At 67.0% G+C, this 20,141-nt stretch carries 19 protein-coding genes and 1 riboswitch; of the genes, 9 read left to right on the top strand and 10 right to left on the bottom strand.

Going from position 1 to position 20,141, the window contains the following annotated elements:
* Positions 1-13: 13 nt before the first annotated feature.
* Positions 14-712 carry a hypothetical protein gene (locus NX778_RS24585; RefSeq protein ID WP_307728021.1) on the top strand — a complete coding sequence of 233 codons (699 nt, stop codon included), beginning with the start codon at positions 14-16 and terminating at the stop codon, positions 710-712.
* Here NX778_RS24585 and NX778_RS12205 read toward each other — a convergent pair.
* From NX778_RS12205 to NX778_RS12185, 5 genes are all read right to left on the bottom strand, one after another.
* On the bottom strand, positions 665-1,726 hold the full coding sequence (locus NX778_RS12205; RefSeq protein ID WP_258812014.1) for a CobW family GTP-binding protein: 1,062 nt from the start codon (positions 1,724-1,726) through the stop codon (positions 665-667). The two genes, NX778_RS24585 and NX778_RS12205, sit on opposite strands and share 48 nt — an antisense overlap.
* A gap of 118 nt (positions 1,727-1,844) precedes the next feature.
* Positions 1,845-2,795 carry a tyrosine recombinase XerC gene (gene xerC / locus NX778_RS12200; protein WP_258812013.1) on the bottom strand — a complete coding sequence of 317 codons (951 nt, stop codon included), beginning with the start codon at positions 2,793-2,795 and terminating at the stop codon, positions 1,845-1,847.
* 1 nt (position 2,796) lies between these two features.
* On the bottom strand, positions 2,797-3,456 hold the full coding sequence (locus tag NX778_RS12195; RefSeq protein ID WP_258812012.1) for a DUF484 family protein: 660 nt from the start codon (positions 3,454-3,456) through the stop codon (positions 2,797-2,799).
* Between the two features lie 97 nt (positions 3,457-3,553).
* Entirely contained in the window at positions 3,554-4,825 is a 1,272-nt protein-coding gene (locus NX778_RS12190) for a porin (RefSeq protein ID WP_258812011.1), read from the bottom strand.
* 208 nt (positions 4,826-5,033) lie between these two features.
* On the bottom strand, positions 5,034-6,095 hold the full coding sequence (locus NX778_RS12185; protein ID WP_258812010.1) for a porin: 1,062 nt from the start codon (positions 6,093-6,095) through the stop codon (positions 5,034-5,036).
* Between the two features lie 431 nt (positions 6,096-6,526).
* On the opposite strand from NX778_RS12185, the gene NX778_RS12180 reads away from it, so the two are divergent.
* Positions 6,527-8,095 (top strand): hypothetical protein, encoded by a 1,569-nt coding sequence (locus tag NX778_RS12180; protein ID WP_258812009.1) that lies wholly within the window; start codon positions 6,527-6,529, stop codon positions 8,093-8,095.
* A gap of 89 nt (positions 8,096-8,184) precedes the next feature.
* Positions 8,185-8,583 carry a putative quinol monooxygenase gene (locus NX778_RS12175; protein WP_258812008.1) on the top strand — a complete coding sequence of 133 codons (399 nt, stop codon included), beginning with the start codon at positions 8,185-8,187 and terminating at the stop codon, positions 8,581-8,583.
* A 300-nt stretch (positions 8,584-8,883) separates the two neighbouring features.
* On the opposite strand, the gene dapF is transcribed toward NX778_RS12175, so the two are convergent.
* From dapF to NX778_RS12160, 3 genes are read right to left on the bottom strand one after another with little or no spacing between them, the layout of a single operon-like run.
* A complete protein-coding gene (dapF, locus tag NX778_RS12170) occupies positions 8,884-9,738 on the bottom strand; it encodes a diaminopimelate epimerase (RefSeq protein WP_258812007.1) in 855 nt (284 codons plus the stop codon).
* Complete coding sequence (locus NX778_RS12165; protein ID WP_258812006.1) at positions 9,735-10,607, bottom strand: LpxL/LpxP family acyltransferase; 873 nt, start codon at positions 10,605-10,607, stop codon at positions 9,735-9,737. Before NX778_RS12165 ends, dapF begins: the two co-directional genes overlap by 4 nt.
* The gene (locus NX778_RS12160; RefSeq protein ID WP_258812005.1) at positions 10,604-11,455 is read right to left on the bottom strand and encodes a lysophospholipid acyltransferase family protein; all 852 of its coding nucleotides are present in this window, start codon (positions 11,453-11,455) and stop codon (positions 10,604-10,606) included. The genes NX778_RS12165 and NX778_RS12160 overlap by 4 nt, the downstream gene beginning before the upstream one ends.
* 187 nt (positions 11,456-11,642) lie before the next feature.
* Here NX778_RS12160 and metK point away from each other — a divergent pair, with 187 nt between their 5' ends.
* Positions 11,643-12,809, top strand: coding sequence for a methionine adenosyltransferase (gene metK, locus NX778_RS12155; RefSeq protein ID WP_258812004.1), 1,167 nt, complete (start codon positions 11,643-11,645; stop codon positions 12,807-12,809).
* On the opposite strand, the gene NX778_RS12150 is transcribed toward metK, so the two are convergent.
* Positions 12,806-13,072, bottom strand: coding sequence for a hypothetical protein (locus tag NX778_RS12150; RefSeq protein WP_258812003.1), 267 nt, complete (start codon positions 13,070-13,072; stop codon positions 12,806-12,808). The two genes, metK and NX778_RS12150, sit on opposite strands and share 4 nt — an antisense overlap.
* A 452-nt stretch (positions 13,073-13,524) precedes the next feature.
* A riboswitch (S-adenosyl-L-homocysteine riboswitch) is annotated at positions 13,525-13,598 on the top strand.
* Between the two features lie 28 nt (positions 13,599-13,626).
* On the opposite strand from NX778_RS12150, the gene ahcY reads away from it, so the two are divergent.
* The 3 genes from ahcY (at position 13,627) to metF (ending at position 16,291) form a co-directional block, all read left to right on the top strand.
* Positions 13,627-15,039 carry an adenosylhomocysteinase gene (gene ahcY / locus NX778_RS12145; RefSeq protein ID WP_258812002.1) on the top strand — a complete coding sequence of 471 codons (1,413 nt, stop codon included), beginning with the start codon at positions 13,627-13,629 and terminating at the stop codon, positions 15,037-15,039.
* A gap of 78 nt (positions 15,040-15,117) precedes the next feature.
* Positions 15,118-15,462, top strand: coding sequence for a phage holin family protein (locus NX778_RS12140; RefSeq protein WP_258812001.1), 345 nt, complete (start codon positions 15,118-15,120; stop codon positions 15,460-15,462).
* Positions 15,455-16,291, top strand: a complete 837-nt coding sequence (gene metF, locus NX778_RS12135; RefSeq protein WP_258812000.1) for a methylenetetrahydrofolate reductase [NAD(P)H] — start codon at positions 15,455-15,457, stop codon at positions 16,289-16,291. The genes NX778_RS12140 and metF overlap by 8 nt, the downstream gene beginning before the upstream one ends.
* 140 nt (positions 16,292-16,431) lie before the next feature.
* On the opposite strand, the gene NX778_RS12130 is transcribed toward metF, so the two are convergent.
* The gene (locus NX778_RS12130; protein WP_258811999.1) at positions 16,432-16,998 is read right to left on the bottom strand and encodes a 5-formyltetrahydrofolate cyclo-ligase; all 567 of its coding nucleotides are present in this window, start codon (positions 16,996-16,998) and stop codon (positions 16,432-16,434) included.
* 97 nt (positions 16,999-17,095) lie between these two features.
* Here NX778_RS12130 and NX778_RS12125 point away from each other — a divergent pair, with 97 nt between their 5' ends.
* Together NX778_RS12125 and NX778_RS12120 are read left to right on the top strand one after the other, a co-directional pair.
* Positions 17,096-19,156 carry a lytic transglycosylase domain-containing protein gene (locus tag NX778_RS12125; RefSeq protein WP_258811998.1) on the top strand — a complete coding sequence of 687 codons (2,061 nt, stop codon included), beginning with the start codon at positions 17,096-17,098 and terminating at the stop codon, positions 19,154-19,156.
* A 13-nt stretch (positions 19,157-19,169) separates the two neighbouring features.
* Positions 19,170-20,135, top strand: coding sequence for a complex I NDUFA9 subunit family protein (locus tag NX778_RS12120; protein WP_258811997.1), 966 nt, complete (start codon positions 19,170-19,172; stop codon positions 20,133-20,135).
* Positions 20,136-20,141 lie beyond the last annotated feature (6 nt).

The following is a 20,141-nucleotide window of genomic DNA, read 5'->3' as shown; positions in this document are numbered from 1 at the left end:
GGTGGTTTTAGTCATGACTTCACTTACCTTTGATACGACAGGGGTTTCCATTTTATCAGCTAACTCGGCCTTGCCCCCCGGCGCCACGCTCTTGCGTGCGCTGGTGGCGGCCGCGTTGCCGCTGCCTGCCTTGGCCGTTGGCGATACGGCCGCGGCCTTCTGTTTGGTGCTGCGCGGCTTGTCCGCCGCCGGGGCGGTTTTGGCCGGCGCCTTGACTGCTTTTACTGCCGCGGCCGATGCCTTGGCCGGTGCCGCTTTCGCTGCCGGCGCCGCTTTTGGAGCGCTGGCCGTGGCGGCGCGAGTCTTGGTGCTGGTCTTGGCCGGCGCTTTTGGCGCGGCGGCCTTGACCGCTTTCGTTGCAGCCGTCTTGGCCGCAGCTGCGTTCGGTGCCGCCGCCCTGCTGGTGGCCGGGCGGGAAGCCGGCTTGGCTTTGGCTTTGCTCGTGGCCGCAGGCGCCGCCTTGGCCGTCAGGGCCGTCTTGCGGGGGGCGGGGCTTGCTCCACCAGTTTTTTTTGCGGTCTTGCTTACGGTTTCCTTCATGTTGGCATCCCGATGTCTTATCCTCGCCCCGCCGGCGAGTCGGCATTTCAGTCGTCAAACAAAGGCGATGCGCTCGGTCCCGGTCATGGCTGCGATGATGCGCGCACCGCAAAACCGGGATAGTTTATACCAAACATTGTTCCAATCCGGAGATAAATACGTCCTTTGGTAAATTTTTGCCAATGAAGACCATCTTGCTGCCGCGCGGCTCGCCGTCGGACCACTTGGCGCCAAGGTCGCTGCCCATCATCTGGTGCACGCCCTGGAACACCACCTTGCGGTCGGCGCCCTCCATCCACAGCACGCCCTTGTAGCGCAGCATGCGCGGGCCGAACACATTGACCAGGCCGCCAAGGAACTCGTCCAGGCGCGCCGGGTCGAACGGCCGGTCGCTCTTGTACACGAAGGCGGCGATGTCGTCGCTGTGGTGGGCGTGGTGGTGGTCATGGCGATGGTGCGCATGATCGCAATGCGCGCCGTGCTCATGGTCGTGGCCGCAGTGGGGGCCGTGTTCGTGCTCGTCCTCTTCTTCCTTGAGGAAGGCGGGATCGATCTCCAGCTTGTCGTTCAGGTTGAAGCCGCGCAGGTCGAGCACGTCCGAAATGGGGGCGCGGCCAAAGTCCGAGGTGGAGATCGGGGCGCGCGGGTTGATGCGGCGGATGCGCGCCTTGAGCGCTTCCTGCTGTTCCGGCGTCACCAGGTCGAGCTTGGACAGCAGGATCTTGTCGGCGAAGCCCACCTGGCGCTGGGCTTCCTCGTGCTCGTCCAGCTGCTGCATGCCGTGGCGCGCGTCGACCACGGTCACCACCGCGTCCAGCAGGTAGGCGCTGCCGACGCCTTCATCGACGAAGAAGGTCTGGGCCACGGGGCCGGGATTGGCCAGGCCGGTGGTCTCGATCACCACGTGGTCGAAGTTGAGCTCGCCGCGCAGGCGCTTGTCGGCCAGGGTGCCCAGGGCCACGATCAGGTCGCCGCGCACCGTGCAGCAGATGCAGCCGTTGTTCATTTCCACGATCTGCTCGCCGCTGTCCTGCACCAGGATTTCGTTGTCGATGTTCTCCTGCCCGAATTCGTTCTCGATGACGGCGATGCGCAGGCCGTGCTGCTCGCGCAGGATGCGGTTGAGCAGGGTGGTCTTGCCGGCGCCGAGGAAGCCGGTGAGGATGGTGGTGGGGATCAATTCCATGTTTCGCTAACTCTTCAATTGCAGCCGTCCGCGGCCAGGGTAATCGAGCGATTATGCCGCAAAACCTGCCACCCTACCATCAACACTACATCAGCTTGATGCAGGTCAAGCGCACTGCTTACTTCGGCTTGGCGCGCGGGTGGGCGCGGTCATACACGGCGGCCAGGTGCTGGAAGTCGAGCGCGGTATAGACCTGGGTGGAGGTGATGCTGGCGTGGCCCAGCAGTTCCTGCACGGCGCGCAGGTCGCCGGACGATTGCAGCACGTGCGAGGCGAAGGAGTGGCGCAGCACGTGCGGGTGCACGTGCACCGGGCTGCCGGCGCGGATCGCATGCTGCTTCAGGCGCTGCTGCACCACGCGCGGCGTGATGCGGGTGGCGCGCGCCGACAGGAACAGGGCGGCGCTGCCGTCGCGCGCCGGCGGGCGCACCGCCAGCCAGGCCGCGATCGCGGCCAGCGCCGGCTCGCCCACCGGCACGCGGCGCTGCTTGTTGCCCTTGCCGGTGACCACCACCTCCTGCGCGGCGCGGTCGAGCCAGCCGAGCGAGGCGGCGCGGCCGCGCGCGGCGGGGGCGAATTCGAGGTCGAGGCCGGCCAGCTCGGACACCCGCAGGCCGCTGGAATACAGCAGTTCGAACATGGCCTGGTTGCACAGCTCGAAGGGTTCCGGATGGGCCTGCTTGTTCGCTTCCATCAGCTGCACGGCGTCGTCGACCGACAGCGCCTTCGGCAAAGTCTTGGCGCGCTTGGGCGCGCGCACGCCCTGTACCGGATTGGCGGCCAGCGCGGCGCGCGGCGCCAGCCAGTCGAAGAAGCCGCGCCAGCCGGACAGCTTGCGCGCGATGGTGCGCGGTTGCTGGCCGCCGGCGTGCAGTTTGGCGGCGCAGCGGCGGATGTCGAAATGGGTCAGGCGGGCCCAGTCATGGTGGCCGGCCAGCACGGCCAGCACGGCCAGCTCGGCCAGGTCGCGGCGGTAGGCCGCCACCGTGTGCGCGGACAGCTGGCGCTGCGTGGCCAGCTCGCCCAGGTAGCGTTGCACCCAGTCCGGCTGGCCCGCGGGCGTGTCCATCTCAGGCCACGAGCGGCGCCAGCGCGGCGCTGGCGGTTTCGCCGATGTGGACCAGGAAGTCGGTGCCCATCTGCGCGCTGAATCGGTCGGGGTCGGGCGAGCCGAGGATCAGCAGGCCGAAGGTACTGTCGCCGCTGGCCAGCGGCAGGATCACGACCGAGCGCACGGCCGCGGCGTCACCGAGCCAGCGCACGGCTTCGAAATCCCGGTTCGGGCCGCAGTAGGGCGCGCGCAGGCTGCCGGCGAAGATGCGGGCGTCGTCCGACACGTCTTCGGTGAACCAGGCGCCTGCATGTTCCGGTTTGGTGTTCCACAGGCGCAAGGTGACCTGCGGGACGTTGAACTTGCTGGCCAGGCCGTCGGCCAGCGCGCGCGGCAGCGTGGCCAGGTCGCGCGAGGTGAGCAGGATCTGGTTCCAGGCGTGGAAGCGGTTGGCGATCGCCGCGTTGTCCTGCGCGACCCGGACCAGCTCGGCCAGGCGCAGCTCCAGCGCGCGGTATTTGTCGCGCATGACTTCCATCTGGCGCTCCTGCAGCGACACCGCGCGTCCGGTGACCGGACTGGCCAGCCGCACTTCGCCCAGCAGGCCGGCGTAGTCGTCGAAAAAGTGCGGATGGTCGGCCAGGTATTGGGCGACGGCGTTGGCGTCCAGTGCGGTCATTGGATAAGGCGGCGAGTATGAGATGTCCGCAATTCTAACCGACTGCCTGCTCCGGGCGGGCAGAAAAATGGCGGCCGGGAAAGATGTCATGGCGCGCTCAGAAGCGGTGCCGGATGCCCACCTGCAGCGCCCCGCCGTTGTCGCCCGGATGGCGCGTGAAGCCGCCTGGCACGCCGCCGCTGGCGGGCGAGAACTGGGCCCACTTGCGGTTGTCGATGAAGGCGCCGACGGCGTACAGGTCGGTGCGGCGCGAGACGAAATAATCGTAGCCGAGCGCGTACAGGGTGGCGTCGGAATCGCCTGAGGTGCGGTCGTTCTGGTGCGCGACCGAGGCCAGGATCTTGCCCGGGCCATAGCGGTACTGCACGCCGGCCTGGACGCTGATCGCGTTCTGCTCGGTGTTGGCGAAGATGTTGCGAATGAAGACATTGCGCAGGAAGCCGGCGGTGGCCGCGCCGAGCGGCGCCAGCTGGGGCGCGACCAGGCTGTCCCAGCCGAGGATGTAGTCCTGCATCAGCGGCGAGTTGGTGTTGCGCTCGTAGTGCACGCCGGCGAAGAAGCGGTAGTCGCCCCAGCTCCAGGAGCCGCCGGCGGTGGCCGTGCGCAGGCTGGGCGCGTCCTGCTGGTCGTAGCCGTGGTTGTAGCCGATGCCGACGTCCCAGCCCCGGTTCTTGTAGGTGACGTTAACGCCGTAGAACTTGTTGTAGCGTTCGAGGTAGCCGGAACCCTTGCTGGACACCATCAGCACGGCGCCGAAGCCGCTCGGGTGCACGATCCGGTATTCGAGCGAGCGCGAGGAGCGGATGTCGGACGGGATCACGGTGTAGCCGCCGGTGCCGTACAGGATGCCGCCCCAGGTGCCGGCGGTGCCGGCCTCGAAGGTGTCGGCGGCGGCGAACACCTCGTATTCCGGCGTGTACAGGCGCCCCAGCAGGAAGGCGCCGTAGGGGGTGATCATGCCGACCATCGAGGTGCGGTCGAACAGCGCCTTCTGCGGGTTGACGGCGAGCCCGCCGGGCGGCTGGGTGGCGCCGCGCACGGCCTGCAGGACGGCGGGCGGCAGCAGGTCCATGCCGCGCGTCAGGTACAGGCCCTGCTTGTCGTTGAGGATGGTCGGGAACTGCAGGCCGGTATCGAGCTCGACCCGGGCCTCGATGTTGAACACGGCCTTGTAGCCGCCGCCCAGCTCCTCGCTGCCCTTGAAGCCGAGGCGCGAGCCGTCGGCGCCGCCGCTGATGATCTTGGTGGTGCCGCCGCGCTGCCACATGACGCCGGCGTCGGCGACGCCGTAGATCTGGACGGTGGACTGGGCCAGCGCGGCGCCGCTGCAGCCGGCGCCCAGCAGGGCGGCGAGGGCTATCTGTTTCATGGCATCTCCCGAATTGCGTTCATTGGAACCGCCGCGCACGCTCCTTTGAGCGGCGTCAGCAGCTTGTCTCGACAGTCCGCACCAGCCGGCAAGCTGGTTGCGCAAATCACACAGGGCCCAGAAACGCCAAGGGCGGGCACGGTTTCCCGTGCCCGCCCTTGCGGTGGTCTTCGCTGCCGGGGGCGCTGCCCCGGCGGTCTAAGTCAACTTAGAACGAGTGGTTCACGCCCACGTCGTAGTGGTTGACGGTCGACGGATTCGACAGCAGGTGGGTCGCGCCGGTGATGTCTTTCTTGCGCGATGCGTCCACGTACACGTAGGTACGCTTCGACAGGCTGTACTCGTAGCCCAGCGAGAACTGCTTGGTCTTCGGCGCGCCGTCCGGGTTCTTCGAACCGATACCAGCCAGCACCTTGCCCGGGCCGACCGAGTACTGTGCACCCAGCACCCATGCCTTGGTGCGCGGGTTGAAGGCGAAGGTGTGGCCCTGGTCTTGACGAGCGTAGGTTGCCATCAGCTTCAGGTCCGGGGTGGCGTTGATCGCGCCGCCCAGCGACCAGAACTTGGTCTCGACAGCGTTACGCTCGTAGGCGGCCATCGCCGACACCGGGCCGTTGTTGTAGGTTGCCGACAGCGAGAACGGGTTGGCCGAAGCTTCGCTGTTGGCCGGGTATTGCGGCGCGGTCGAGGTGCCGGTGCCGACCAGGGCGGCGCCACCGTTGGCTTCCTTGGTTGCCACGGCTGCGTTGACCTGGAAACCGCCCCACAGGTTGGCCGGGCTGTTGTACCAGAAGCCGTTCGACCAGCGGTTGTTCGACGAACCGGCCGGATCCAGCGGCTGCGAGGTGTAGCCGGCGACTTCGACGTCGGTGTAGAAACCGGCCGAGGTCGGCAGGCCGTGCCACGGCTCGAACGCGCCGATGGTTTCCTGCATCGGGGTCAGGCCACGGCCCAGGCGGACCATACCGAAGTCACCCTGCAGGCCGACGCGGCTCTGGCCCTGGAACAGCGGACGCGAGTTCGACTCGACGGTGCCGGTGTCCGGCTCGTAGCGGATTTCCAGCTGGAACAGTGCTTTCAGGCCGTTGCCCAGGTCTTCGGTGCCTTTGAAGCCCAGGGTGTTGGCGGCGCGCTTGCCGATGCTCAGGGTCTTGTCGGTGTCCTTGATGAAGCCTGCGTCCAGGTTGCCGTAGATCTGCACTGCGGTCTGTGCATGTGCCACACCGGCGAATGCGCCCAGGAAGGCCAGTGCCATCAGTGATTTTTTCATGTATTCGTGTCCTTGTTAAGAAAAAAGCGGTAATCCTCTGTGCATTGCGGGCATCCCGGTGAAGACCAAATTCGTCCCTGCACCTTAAATGCTCCGTGCATCAAGATTGTCGGATTTGTCAATTATGGCCTGTGCACTTGGTGGAAAGCCAATAAAACGAATCGTGCTGTTGTATTTTCGAAACGCACGTCGATGCGGAAAAGGCCGGAATCTGCCCGTTTTCGGTGCAGTTGAGGCCGTTTTTCGGGCTTGCGCGGACGCCGCGTGCACCGCTCCGGGGTTTGTGCGAAATCAAGCGCGCCCGGGCTTTCAATCGAATCGCCGGCAGGCGGGGCTTAGACTTGCGCCCATCCAGAAAGCCCTGCCGGCGGCGCCCGATTGTTAAATCCGCGCGCCGCTGTTTCCCACAGACACTGAAGCGAGTTGATGCGATGGCGAATCGTGAGGAACTTGCGGTGATCCGTAGTGCGCGTGCCGGTCGGGCCGGCGCGCAGTTGGAGTTGGGCAAGCTGTACCTGTTCGGCAGCGCCGGGCTGCCGAAGAGCCTGCCCACGGCCCTGCACTGGCTTGACCGTGCCGCGCAGCAAGATTGCGCCGAGGCATGGCAACTCATCGGCAGCCACATCCCGCTCGAGCTGGCGCAGCAAAGCCAGCGTCCGGTCGCCGCCTGGTACGAGCGGGCCTGGGACGACGGCAGCGCGCGCGCCGCGCTGGTGTATGCGCAGCTGGTATTGGCCCAGCCGGTGCCGCCGCGGCCGGCGGTGCGGGCCCGCGCCGCCCGCGCGCTGGAAGACGCGGCGCGCGCCGGCTTCGCCGAGGCCCAGTGGCTGCTGGCGCGCCAGCATGGCGCGGCCGAGGGGGCGCCTGGTCCAGGCGCCGCGCCCGCCGTCGCCGCCGGGTTGCCGGCCCAGCCGGCCGCGGCCCAGGGCTGGCTGCGGCGCGCGGCCGACTCCGGCGTGGCGCAAGCCCGGTTTGCCGTGCTGGAACAGGATTGGGCCCAGGGCAAGCACGCCGCCTATCTTGCCCGCGCCCTGCCGTTGGCGCGGGCGGTGCTGCAGGCGGTGGAGGCGCGCGGCCGGGCCGGGCCGCGGCTGGCCCCGGACGAAGTGCGGCTGCTGTCGCGCTGCGCACGGGCGGCCGCCGGCAGCGCCGCGCACCAGCTGTCGCCGGGCGAACTGCAGCGTTTCTGGGAACTGGCCGGCGCCGAGCACGACCGCCATGCCCAGCTCGCGCTGGGGCTGTGGTACGCCCGCATGCAGGTCGATGGCAAACGGGTGGCGGCGGGCGCCGGCTCGGCCAACTTCAAAAAAGCCATCCGCTGGCTGCTGCTGGCCGGCGAGCAAAACTTGCCGGAAGCCTGGTACGCGCTCGCGCGTATCTACCTCAAGCCGGAGTTTTCCCAGCGCAACGTGGCCGATGCCCAGAAATACCTGCAGCAGGCGGCCGAAATGGGCTACCGGGCAGCCCAGCTCGAATGCGGGCTGCATGCCTGGCGGGCGCGCCGCGAAAACGAAAACAACGACGTGCGCGCCATTTATTGGTTGCAGAAGGCGGCCGGCCAGGGCTGTGCGGATGCCGCCGCCGCGCTGCGCAAGATCGCGCCGCGCCTTCCGGCCGGCATCGGCACCGGCCAGCTGGCCGCCGCTCCGCCGGGGCTGGCCGAGACCCACCCGCTGCTGGCGGCGCGGCTCGAACTGGCGGCGCTGTTCGGGCTGAGCCGGGCCGAGGCTTTGTTGCTGGACGTGAAGGCGGCGGACCACGGCCATTGCCTGGTGATCGACATCCGCGCCAGCTACGGCCGCAGCAAGCGGCGCCTGGTGGTGGTCGAGACGGCACCGGAGCGCCAGGCGCTGGACCGGATCGCCGGCATTTTCGACAACATCGACTGTGGTCCGGCCGGGCCGGAAGGCAACTACCGCCAGCGCCTGTACCGCCTGCGCACGCTGCTCGGCGCGGCCATCGGCGAAGGCGAGGGGCTCGACTATGATATTGCCGCCTGAGAACGACCGGCCGCGCGGGGATGGGCGCCGTTGCGATATCCAACAGCGCTCGCTACACTGGGCGCCGTCCCCACCCCAACTGGCCGCCCGTGCCCATCACCCGACGCAGCGCGCTGGCTGCCCTCGCCACCTTGCCGTCGGTGATGGCGCACACGATGGCCGCCAACCGCGAAGGTTCGCCCATGTATGGATTGATCGGAAAAATACGCTGCGTGCCCGGCAAGCGCGACGCCCTGGCTGGCCTGCTGGCCCGGGCCACCGGCGCAATGCCCGGCTGCATCAGTTATATCGTCGCCAAGGATGCCGCGGACGCCGATGCGCTGTGGGTGACGGAAGTGTGGGACAGCCCGGCCAGCCACAAGGCCTCGCTGTCCTTGCCGGCCGTGCGAGCCGCAATCGCCGAAGGGCGGCCGATGATTGCCGGCTTCGGCGAGCGCTTCGAGACCGAGCCGGTCGGCGGAGTGGGGCTGGCGCCGCCTGCGGGCTGACCGCGGCCGTCGGCATCGATCCTCGCATTCGACGGCACCGCCAGCCGCCAGAATGCCGTCGTCCCGGCGCCGGGACCCATGCTGCGTATCCTGTCACGCGGTCCATGGACAATGCCGGGGCATTGATCCGCCCGCGCCGGGACGACGTGTTTGGGTTTGTGGTTCTGCCAGATCGGCGAGCCTGCGCCGGACGACGTGCTGTAGATAGCGCTGCTTTATTTCAGCTCAAGGAGCCGGCGCCGTGACGACGTGCTGAAAGCGCATCTGAACAGGGAATCTGCCGCGGCTGCCCCGCACCGCTCAGATCTCGATCTCGCCCTCGAACACGGTGACCGCCGGCCCGCTCAGGTACACCGGCTCGCCTTCGCCGGCCCAGGCGATGGACAGCTCGCCGCCGCGCGCCGAGACCCGCACCGGCGATTCGAGCAGTCCGCGGCGGATGCCCGCCACCACCGCCGCGCACGATCCGGTGCCGCAGGCCAGCGTCTCGCCGGCGCCGCGCTCGAACACGCGCAGCCGGATGTGATGGCGGTCCACCAGCTGCATATAGCCGGCGTTGACCCGCTTCGGGAAGCGCGGATGGTGCTCGATCAGCGGCCCGGTCTCGGCCACCGGCGCCGTATCGACGTCGCCGACCACCTGCACCGCGTGCGGATTGCCCATCGAAACCACCGACACCATCACCTCTCCGTCCGCGCCCAGCGCCAGCGGCCACAGGGTATCGCGCCCCTGCGCCTGGCCCGCGAGGCCGCTGCTGTCGAACGGCACCTCGGCCGGCTCCAGCCGCGGCGCGCCCATGTCGACCGTGATATTGCCGTCGGCTTCCAGGCGCGGCGCGATCACGCCGGACATGGTCTGCACCCGGATGCTGCGCTCGCGCGTCAGCCCCTTGTCGAACACGAAACGCACGAAGGCGCGCGAACCGTTGCCGCACTGTTCCACTTCGCCGCCATCATTATTAAAGATGCGGTAGCGGAAATCGACGCCTGGCTCGCCCGACTTCTCGACCACCAGAATCTGGTCGGCGCCGACGCCGAAGCGGCGGTCGGCCAGGCGCCGCCATTGTTCCGGCCCCAGGTCGAGCTGCTGGTTGATCGCGTCGATGACAACGAAATCGTTGCCGGCGCCATGCATCTTGGTGAATTTCAGTTTCATTTTGAGAGATCGTAAAACGACGGCTCGCCCGGCGGGCGGGTCTTGAAGCGTTTGTGGGTCCAGAAGTATTGCGAAGGCGCTTCGCGCACGCGCTCCTCGATGAAGGTATTCATGCGCCGCGTTGCCTCGATCATATCGTCACCCGGGTAATTATCCCACTTCGGGTAGAACACGATGCGCCAGCCCTTGTAATTGGGCATGAAGGTCGCGACCACGGGGATCACCTTGGCGCGCGCGGTGGCGGCCAGCCGCGGCAGGGCGGTCAGGGTCGCCGCCGGAATCCCGAAGAAGGGCACGAAGGCGGCGTCCTTCTCGCCGAAATCCATGTCCGGCAGCATGAAATAGGGCAGGCCCTCGCGCAGCGCGCGCAGGATCGGCTTGATGCCCTCGCGCCGCGTGATCAGGCGCACCGGCCCGAAGCGCTCGCGCCCTTGCCGCAGCATGGCGTCGAACAGTTCGTTCGACTGCGGCGCGTAGATGGTCGACACCGGGATCACGCGCGCGGCCACGCCGGCGATGTCCAGGCACACGAAATGCGGGCACAGCAGGATGGTCGGGCCGCTCTCCATCTCCGCCTGCGGCACCGCCGGCTCGATGTGCATCAGGCGCTTCAGGCGCGGGATCGGCGCCCACCACAGGATCGAGCGCTCCAGGATGCTGCGCGCATAGTCCTGGAAATGCTGGTGCGCGATGCGGCGCCGCTCCTGCTCCGACAGCTCAGGCATGCACAGGCGCAGGTTGATCAGGGCGATCTTGCGCCGTTTCGGGATCGCCACATACATCAGGCTGCCGATGGCGGCGCCGATCCGGCCGAGGATGGGCAAGGGCAGCCAATGCAGCAGCCACATGAACGCGATCAGGATCCTCATGCCGCCACCTCGCCCTCGGGCGCGGCCACGCCCTGCGGGCGCTTGTAGCGGTTGTAGCTCCAGAAGTACTGGGCCGGGCAACGCGCGATCAATTGCTCCATCGCCCGGTTGATCGCCGCCGCCTGCTCGGCCTGGGTGCCGGACAGCTCGCCCTCGAAGGGCACGAAGCGGATCACCCAGCCGCGTCCGCGCGGCAGGCGTTCGGCATAGGTCAGCAGGATCACGCCTTTGCTCAACAGTGCGAGCTTGGCCGGCAGCGTCATGGTATAAGCAGGACGACCGAAGAACGGCGCCCACACGCCTTCGCCTTCCTGCGGCACCTGGTCCGGGAGAATGCCGATCGGCTCGCCGCCCTTCAGGCACTTCACCAGTTGCCGCACGCCGGACAGGTTGGCCGGCGCCAGGCGCAGGTTCTGGCGCGCGCGCGCGCCTTCCACCAGCGGCTTCAGGGCGGCCTGGCGCGGCGGCCGGTACATCACCGTCAGCGCCTGCCGGTGCGAGACCTGCTGCGCGGTCAGCTCGAAGCAACCGAGGTGCGGGGTCAGGAACACGATGCCCTGGCCGGCGTCGAGGGTGCGCTGGACCAGTTCGTAGTTCTCCATGCGGCAATGGCGGTCCACGCGCTGCTGCTTGGCGCACCAGACGAAGGCCAGTTCGGTGATCGCCTTGCCCGATTCGGCGATGGCGGCATGCAGGTGCTGGCCGTAGCCGGCTTGTTCAAGATTGGCGCGCATGCGCCGGCGATACGAGGGGGAAGCGAGGTAGACCAGCCAGCCCAGTGCCGCCCCCATGGCGTGTAGCACAGGCAGAGGGAGGACGGAAATGATGCGGAATAAGAGAACGAGCATTCGATTGATCGGGATACAAGCCGAGGGTGACCGGCTCAACAAAATTTCAAAACAGCGTAAAATACCACTTCCAGCAGGATCCGCGGAGTTAATAGACAACTTGCGAAGCGGAATATAAATATCGCTAAAGCGTCGCAGGCACCCGTGGCTGCGGCATGTTTATTCTGACCAGTATCCGGAGCCTTACATGTCTAACGACTACCTCTTTACTTCCGAGTCCGTCTCGGAGGGCCATCCCGACAAAGTCGCGGACCAGATTTCCGATTCCATCCTCGACGCCATCCTGGAACAGGACCCGCGCGCCCGCGTGGCCGCCGAAACCCTGTGCAACACCGGCCTGGTGGTGCTGGCGGGCGAAATCACCACCCACGCCAACGTCGATTATATTCAGGTCGCGCGCAACACCATCAAGCGCATCGGCTACGACAACACCGATTTCGGCATCGACTACAAGGGCTGCGCGGTCATGGTCTGCTATGACAAGCAGTCGCCGGACATCGCCCAGGGCGTCGATGAAGGCGCCGGCATCGACCTCGACCAGGGCGCCGGCGACCAGGGCCTGATGTTCGGCTACGCCTGCGACGAGACGGCGGAACTGATGCCGGCCGCCATCCACTACGCGCACCGCCTGGTGGAACGCCAGTCGCAGCTGCGCAAGGACGGCCGCCTGCCGTGGCTGCGCCCGGACGCCAAGTCGCAGGTCACGCTGCGCTACGTCGAAGGCCGCCCGGTCGCGGTCGACACCGTGGTGCTGTCGACCCAGCACGCGCCGGAAGTGTCGCACTCGCAGATCGAGGAAGCCGTGATCGAGGAGATCATCAAGCCGATCCTGCCGCGCGAATGGCTGAACGGCACCCGCTACCTGGTCAACCCGACCGGCCGCTTCGTCATCGGCGGCCCGCAGGGCGACTGCGGCCTGACCGGCCGCAAGATCATCGTCGACACCTACGGCGGCGCCGCGCCGCACGGCGGTGGCGCCTTCTCCGGCAAGGATCCGTCCAAGGTCGACCGCTCGGCCGCCTACGCCGCCCGCTACGTCGCCAAGAACGTCGTCGCCGCCGGCCTCGCGCGCCAGTGCCAGGTGCAGGTCAGCTACGCGATCGGCGTGGCCAAGCCGATCAACATCACGGTGTACACCGAAGGCACCGGCGTGATCCCGGACGAGCAGATCGCCCGCCTGGTGATGGAGCATTTCGACCTGCGCCCGAAAGGCATCGTCCAGATGCTCGACCTGCTGCGCCCGATCTACGCCAAGTCGGCTGCCTACGGCCACTTCGGCCGCGAAGAGCCGGAGTTCACCTGGGAGCGCACCGACAAGGCCGCGCTGCTGCGCGCCGAGGCCGGGCTGTCCTAAAGTCCCGGTGGTCCCTCGCCGCTTTCAAAGGCGGGGGATTCTTCCTCGAATTGGGACGGGTCAAATTCCAGGCTGCCCTCGTGCACTTCGGTTGAGGACCCGTCCTCGAATTCGATCGTGTAGACAACGCCGGGCGGGAATTTGTTGAAGTAGTCACCTTCGCGTTCATCAATGACCCCGACTACCCAGGCCCTGCCGCGTTGCAGGGTTGGCTCGCAGTCTTGCCTGATCCTGACGATGTCGTTGTAAGTGAACTTGGACACGGTTACCTCCACTTCGGTTCAATTGGCAAGTGAGGATTGCCCTTGGATGTCGTAAAACCCGGCCTGTGCGCATGGGGGCGCCTCGCCGCAGGGTCCCTTTGCCCACGGTGGCCGGCCCGATCCATCCGGTCCCCAGTTGCCCTTCCATCAAGACCGATCAGTTGCTGGAAATCGCTGTTCGGTGAAGCCCGCAGGCGCTGCCCCTGATAGACGGGAATGGCGTTTCCGAATCGGTCGATCACGATTACATCTTCCGTCACCGGACCCTTGTATGGGTTAAGTCGCCTGAATGGCAGTACCTTAGGTTCAATCATAGCCCTGATGTTCCGCGTCCGATGCTTTGCAAAGAGAGCATTCTGGACGCCGGCGTTCAAGGCGCTTTGATCGCGGCCAGCCGCGGCAGCATCGGCGCTGGGCTATGGCCAGACCCGCGCCAAAGCTGTTAAACTACTCGTTCCGAGGAGCGTTGCGACGAAGTTTCCCCACTTCGCCAGGCTCGGATACTCACCAACCGCGCTCACGTTACTTTTTTCAACCATTGAAAGGAGGGCGTGATGAGCGCCGTACTAAAAGACATCAAAGACTTCCACGTTGCCGACATCTCCCTGGCCAGCTGGGGCGAGAAGGAAATCCGCATTGCCGAAACCGAAATGCCGGGCCTGATGGCAATCCGCGAGGAATTTGCCGCCGCCCAGCCGCTGAAGGGCGCGCGCATTGCCGGTTCGCTGCACATGACGATCCAGACCGCGGTCCTGATCCGCACCCTGGAAGCCCTCGGCGCCCAAGTGCGCTGGGCCTCATGCAATATCTACTCGACCCAGGACCACGCTGCCGCCGCCATCGCCGGCGCCGGCACCCCGGTGTTCGCGGTCAAGGGCGAAACCCTGGACGAATACTGGGAATACACCCACCGCATCTTCGAATGGCCGGCTGACGAGCATGCCAACATGATCCTCGACGACGGCGGCGACGCCACCCTGCTGCTGCACCTGGGCGTGCGCGCCGAGTCCGACATCTCGGTGCTCGACAAGCCGGGTTCGGAAGAAGAGATCTGCCTGTTCAACGCCATCAAGGGCCGCCTCGCGCGCGATCCGAAGTGGTATTCCAAGCGCCTGCCGTGCATCAAGGGCGTCACTGAGGAAACCACCACCGGCGTGCACCGCCTGTACCAGATGCACAAGGACGGCAAGCTGGCCTTCCCGGCGATCAACGTCAACGACTCGGTCACCAAGTCCAAGTTCGACAACCTGTACGGCTGCCGCGAATCGCTGGTGGACGGCATCAAGCGCGCCACCGACGTCATGGTCGCCGGCAAGATCGCCGTCATCGCCGGCTATGGCGACGTCGGCAAGGGCTCGGCGCAAGCCATGCGCGCGCTGTCGGCCCAGGTCTGGGTCACCGAGATCGACCCGATCTGCGCCCTGCAGGCCGCGATGGAAGGCTACCGCGTCGTCACCATGGACTACGCCGCCGAACACGGCGACATCTTCGTCACCTGCACCGGCAACTACCACGTGATCACCGAGCAGCACATGCTCAAGATGAAGGACCAGGCGATCGTCTGCAATATCGGCCACTTCGACAACGAGATCGAAGTCGCCGCGCTGCGCAAGTACCAGTGGGAGAACATCAAGCCGCAGGTCGACCACGTGATCTTCCCGAACGGCCGCCGCATCATCCTGCTGGCCGAAGGCCGCCTGGTCAACCTGGGCTGCGGCACCGGCCACCCGTCCTACGTGATGAGCTCGTCGTTCGCGAACCAGACCATCGCCCAGATCGAACTGTTCAGCAATACCAAGGAATACCCGGTCGGCGTCTACACCCTGCCCAAGAAGCTGGATGAGAAAGTGGCGCGCCTGCAGCTCAAGAAGCTCAACGCCCAGCTGACCACCCTGACCGCGGAACAGGCCGCCTACATCAGCGTGAGCCAGGACGGCCCCTACAAGCCGGACCACTATCGCTACTGATCGAACCCAGGCACGGCGCGCGCCGTGCCTTTTTTTTCGACAATAGAATAACAACACAGCAATCACGAAAGCCTTGCCATGCGCCTGCTAATTACCTGGCTGATCAATGCGCTTGCCCTGCTGGCGCTGCCCTACCTGATGCATTCCGTGACCGTGAGCGACTTCCCGACCGCACTGGTCGCCGCGCTCTTCCTCGGGCTGGTCAATACCCTGATCCGCCCCGTGCTCGTCCTGCTGACCCTGCCGGTGACGCTGGTGACGATGGGCCTGTTCATCCTGGTGATCAATGCGATTTTGTTTTATGCCGTGGCGCACGTCGTCGAGGGCTTCCATGTGGCGAGCTTCGGCTCCGCCTTCGTGGCGGCCATCCTCTACAGCATCATTTCGTGGGCGCTGTCTACCCTCATTTTGAAGAATGACTGACACTCCAAACTTCAGCATCGAGTTCTTCCCGCCCAAGACCGCCGAGGGCGTGGAAAAACTGCGTGTGGCCCGCCGCAAGCTGGCCGAGCTGCATCCCAAATACTTCTCGGTGACCTTCGGCGCCGGTGGCAGCACCCAGCAGGGCACGCTCGACACCGTGCTCGAGATCATGCAGGACGGCCAGGCCGCCGCGCCCCACCTGTCGTGCGTGGGCGGCACGCGCGAGTCGATCCGCGCGGTGCTCGCCAACTACAAGTCGCACGGCATCCGCCGCCTGGTGGCGCTGCGCGGCGACCTGCCGAGCGGCTATGGCGGCACCGGCGAGCTGCGTTACGCCAACGAGCTGGTGGAATTCATCCGCGCCGAGACCGGCGACTGGTTCCACATCGAGGTGGCGGCCTATCCCGAGATGCACCCGCAGGCCCGCTCGCCGCAGGACGACCTGCAGAACTTCGCGCGCAAGGTGAAGGCGGGCGCGAATGCCGCCATCACCCAGTACTTCTTCAACGCCGACGCCTACTTCCATTTCGTCGACAATGCCCGCAAGCTCGGCGTGGAAGTGCCGATCGTGCCGGGCATCATGCCGATTACGAATCACATGCAGCTGGCGCGCTTTTCGGACATGTGCGGAGCCGAGATTCCGCGCTGGGTGCGGCTCAAGCTGGCCAGCTTCGGCGACGACAGCGCGTCGATCAAGGCATTCGGGCTGGACGTGGTGACGGAACTGTGCGAACGCCTGCTGGCAGGCGGCGCGCCGGGGCTGCACTTCTACAGCATGAACCAGGCCGGGCCGACCAGCGCGATTTGGGAGCGCCTGGTCAAAGCCTGATCTCAGTGAGAACGTCGTCCTCGCGAAAGCGGGGACCCCATTTTGCAAGCAGTACGGTTGCGCTTAACGTCGCGGTAGCGGATGAGAGGAGGTTCCCGCCTGCGCGGGAACGACGTTCTCTTTTTTTCTCGCAGCCGCCCTCATCGCACCTGCGACACCTCCGTCACCACCACATCCAGCGGCACATCATGCGCCGCATGCGAAAACACCGCCTCCTGGCTGGCATACGCAATCCCCAGCGTCGCCGGCCGCGGATGCGCCTCCAGCGTACGGTCATAAAACCCGCCGCCATACCCCAGCCGGTAGCCCTCGGCATTGAACCCCAGGCAAGGCACCAGCATCGCCGGCGGCCGCTCGACGAAATGCGGATCGCGCGGCACCGCCACGCCCATATCGTCGGTGTGCATCGGATCGCCCGGCGTCCACGCAGCGAACGCCAGCGGCGCATCGCGCGCCACCACCATCGGCAGGGCCAGCTTCGCGCCCGCATGCACCAGCTCGGCATACGCGGCCTGCAGGTCGGGCTCGCCGAACAGCGGCCAGTACACGCCCAGCACCGCCGGCTGGCGGCGCCGCCACCAGGCCACCACCTGGGCCCCGATGTAGGCGTCCCACTGCACCCGCTTCTCCATGCCGAGCTCGCGCCGCACCGCCTTGAGCGCCGTGCGCAAGGCCCGCTTTGCATCGTCGCCATTGCCCGCGGACACGCCGGCGCCGGAGGGTGGCAGGCCTGACGAGCCACATGGTATTCTTGATGCGCCGGTCATGGTTTGAACACGCCGAATTGTGAGAGCTGCATATTTGATGTTTCCGTCGAAATTGTTAACCGGCGCGCTGCTCGCCGCTGCCAGTGTCGCCGCCCTCGCGGCGCAGGCGCCGCAGGCCGCACCCGGCGCGGCCGCCCAGTCGCCGCAATCCGCATTGGCGCCCGCCGCCTCGGCCGCGGCCAGCTTCGTGCCGCAGGCGCCCGAGGGCGCCGAGCCTGCGGTGCCCGGCCCGACCCCGCCCGGCATCAGCCAGAACGCCGAGGACGACACCTTCATGCTGCTGCGCGAGGCCGCGCGCCAGGACGACGCGGCCAGGGCCAACGCCATCGCCTCGCGCCTGCCCAGCTACGCCATCCCCTCGTATGTCGACTATTATCGTCTGAAACCGCGCCTGCGCGATGCCGGCGAGGATGAGGTCCGCGCCTTCCTCAAGCGCTGGAACGGCAGCGCCATCGCCGACCGCCTGCGCAATGACTGGCTGCTCGAACTCGGGCGCCGGCGCGACTGGGCCAATTTCGACCGCGAGCTGCCGCTGTTCGTCAGGAACGACGACTACCAGGTCAAATGCTACGCGCTGCTCTCGCGCCTGGCCAAGGGCGAGAAGATCGGCAAGGAAGCGCGCGCGCTGCTGGTCAATCCCTCCGGCTACGGCGAGGCCTGCAACGCGCTGCTGGTGGCGGCCGCGCAGGCCGGCCAGCTGACCCAGGAAGACCTGAAGGCGCAGCTGCGCCTGGCCGGCGAGACCAACTCCACCGGCCCCGCGCGCCGCGCCGCCAGCCTGCTGGGCGCCTCCGACACACGCGCCGCGCAAGCGGTCGACCTGCCGGCGCTGGCCATGGCGCGCGGTATCGGCAAGACCGCGGCCGAGCACGAAATCTACCTGGTCGCCGTCGGCCGCATGGCCCGTACCAGCATCAAGCTCGCGACCGTCGCGCTGAAGAAGAACGCACACAAGCTGTCGGCAGAAGAACGCGCGGTGGGCTGGGCCAATATCGCGCTGGCCGCCTCGATCGCGCTGTCGCCCGACGCCTGGGAAGACTGGAAGCTGGCCGCGGGCGCGCCGCTGTCGCAGGACCAGATGGCCTGGAAGACCCGCATCGCGCTGCGCCAGGGCGACTGGAAGACCGTGAAAGCCACCATCGAAGCGATGCCGTCCGCGCAGCGCGACGATCCCACCTGGGTGTATTGGCTCGGCCGCGCGCTGCAGGCGCAGGACCGGCGCACCGAAGCCAGGCGCCTGTTCGAGCAGATCGCGGAGCAGAACAGTTTCTACGGCCAGCTCGCGATGGAAGAGTTGGGCCAGCTGGTGACGATCCCGCCTGCGGCGAAAGCGCCCAGCGCGGCCGAAGTCGCGCAGGTCGCCGCCAACCCCGACCTGCAGCGCGCCCTCAAGTTCTTCGCGCTGCGCCTGCGCTTCGAAGGCACGCGCGAATGGAACTGGGGCCTGCGCGGCTACACCGAGCGCCAGCTGCTGGCAACCGCCGAATTCGCGCGCCAGAACAACATCCTGGACCGCATGATCAACACCTCGGAGCGCACCCGCACCGAGCTCGATTACACCCAGCGCTTCCCGGCGCCGCACGATGAGCTGATGCAGCCGACCGCGCAGGCACTGGGCCTGGACCGCGCCTGGGCCTATGGCCTGATCCGGCAGGAGTCGCGCTTCATCGTCGACGCCCGCTCCGGCGTCGGCGCGGCCGGCCTGATGCAGGTGATGCCCTCGACCGCCAAGTGGGTCGCGTCCAAGGTCGGCATCGGCGACTACGTGCACGACATGATCAGCGACCTGCGCACCAACATCACGCTCGGCGCCAACTACATGAACATGGTGCTGGCCAATGCCGACGGCTCGCAGGTGCTGGCCACCGCCGCGTATAACGCCGGCCCGAGCCGCGCGCGCGCCTGGCGTTCCACGCTCAGCGCGCCGATGGAAGGCGCCATCTTCATCGAGACGATCCCGTTCCCCGAGACCCGCGCCTACGTGCGCAACGTGATGGCGAACGCGACCAACTACGCAGCCATGTTCGAAAAGCGCCCGCAGTCGCTCAAGGCGCGGATCGGAACCATCGCGCCGAGAGGCGCCAGCATTCTTCCCTGATTGCGAGGTCCCCATGCGAGACACAAAGGTGGTGGTGTTCGGCGGCTCCGGCTTCATCGGCAGCCACCTGGTGGCCCGGTTGGCCGCGCGCGGCGTGCGCGTGCTGGTGCCGACCCGGCGTTTCGAAACCGGCAAGCACCTGATCCCGCTGCCCGGCGTGGACGTGGTGGAGGCCGATGTCCATGACCCCGGCGAGCTGCGCGAACTGGTGCGCGGGCGCGACGCCGCCATCAACCTGGTCGGCCTGCTGCACTCTCGCCGCGGCACGCCCTGGGGCCCCGACTTCCAGCGCGCCCACGTCGAGCTGCCGAAGAAGATCGTCGACGCCTGCGCGCTCGAAGGCGTGCCGCGCTACCTGCACATGAGCGCATTGGGCGCAAACCGCGACGGTCCCTCCATGTACCAGCGCTCCAAGGCCGAGGGCGAGATGATGGCGCGCGGCCATCCCGAAGTCGCGGCCACCATCTTCCGGCCATCGGTCGTGTTCGGGCCGGAGGACAAGTTCCTCAATATGTTCGCGCGCCTGCAGCGCTGGCTGCCGCTGATGCCGCTGGCCGGCGCCAACGCCACCTTCCAGCCGGTGTACGTGGGCGACGTCGCCGCCGCGTTCTGCCGCGCGCTGGCCGAGCCCAAGACGCGCCACCTCGTGTTCCACCTCGGCGGCCCGCAGATCTACACCCTGGCCGAACTGGTGCGCCTGGCCGGGCGCTACTCGCACCACGAACGTCCCATCGTCGAGCTGCCCGACTGGGCCGGCTACCTGCAGGCGGGCCTGCTGGAACTCATGCCGGGCAAGACCCTGATGAGCCGCGACAACCTCGACTCGATGAAGGTCGATAATGTGATCGACCCCGCGATCCAGGCCTTGACAGCGGACACGCTGGGAATCAAGCTCACAGCCCTCGAAGCGGTCGCCCCGCACTATCTCGCGCCGGTCGGCGAGCGCTTCGACAAATTCCGCGCCCGCGCCGGGCGCTAATCCACG

The organism is Massilia terrae (assembly GCF_024753145.1).
Taxonomy (GTDB): domain Bacteria; phylum Pseudomonadota; class Gammaproteobacteria; order Burkholderiales; family Burkholderiaceae_D; genus Telluria; species Telluria terrae.
This window is presented reverse-complemented; position numbering and strand designations above follow the sequence as displayed.